Consider the following 803-nt stretch of genomic DNA (forward strand, 5'->3'; position numbering starts at 1 on the left):
GATCAATTTTATTGAAAAGTTGCGTGAACACTGTAAAGTTCATGGAATTCCTCTTTAACGAATTTTCAACTTTTTATCACCTTGAAACATAGATACATGCTAAACGCGTTATTTGCATTTATACATTACCTAAGTATTTTCATCACGATACCTTGGCTTTGAGAAAACCTTTCTGCCCCTCTGAATTGTTCAGATAGTACTGAACTTTCTACATTGGCTTTTGTTTTTATCGTATGGTAGGCATCCCTTTTGCTTCATGGTTAAAAAATTTCATACTAAGTTCGCGTTTTTTCTTTTTGATAAGTGATTGCTCAGCGTTACGTAAATGCGCTACCATTTCCATCTTTATAAATTCATTTTGGATCATGGCTAACGAACCATCGATATGTGCTTGAAGATCTGCAGTATCTTTCAGGTTTTCTTTTTTTTGAATTTCATCTAATAGATGTTGGAGGTATTTAAAACGATTTTCTACGTTTTCAAAAGTTTCTAAACTTACAGCTTTATCTAGTATCGATGCAAATTGTAAACGCCTTGAAATAGCTTTGCCCATTTGCTCAAAAGACCCATAAATTTTGTTTTCTTCCTCTAATACCTTTTGATATGATTCCCGTGAAAGCTTATCTCTCTTATAGAGCGATTCTGGTTCTTTGAGAAAAAAACTAGAAAAGTCTATTTTCTGAGGTGCAGTTTTCTGACCCTTTGTTATAGCTTGATAGGCTTTTTCTGTTTGCGAAAGTTGTTCTTTTTTTAACTCAAGCTGTTTTTTTAAGAGCTCTATAATCTCCAGATATTCTGCTGGT

Annotated in this window: 1 protein-coding gene; it reads right to left on the reverse strand. The window is 33.5% G+C overall.

Features of this window, described 5'->3' with window-relative positions:
* Positions 1 to 226 precede the first annotated feature (226 nt).
* A partial coding sequence (locus tag ACFIK8_RS10930; protein ID WP_375636795.1) for a type IV secretion system protein occupies positions 227 to 803 on the reverse strand: 577 nt, incomplete at its 5' end.

It is taken from the genome of Bartonella sp. MR168JLCBS (genome assembly GCF_042194175.1).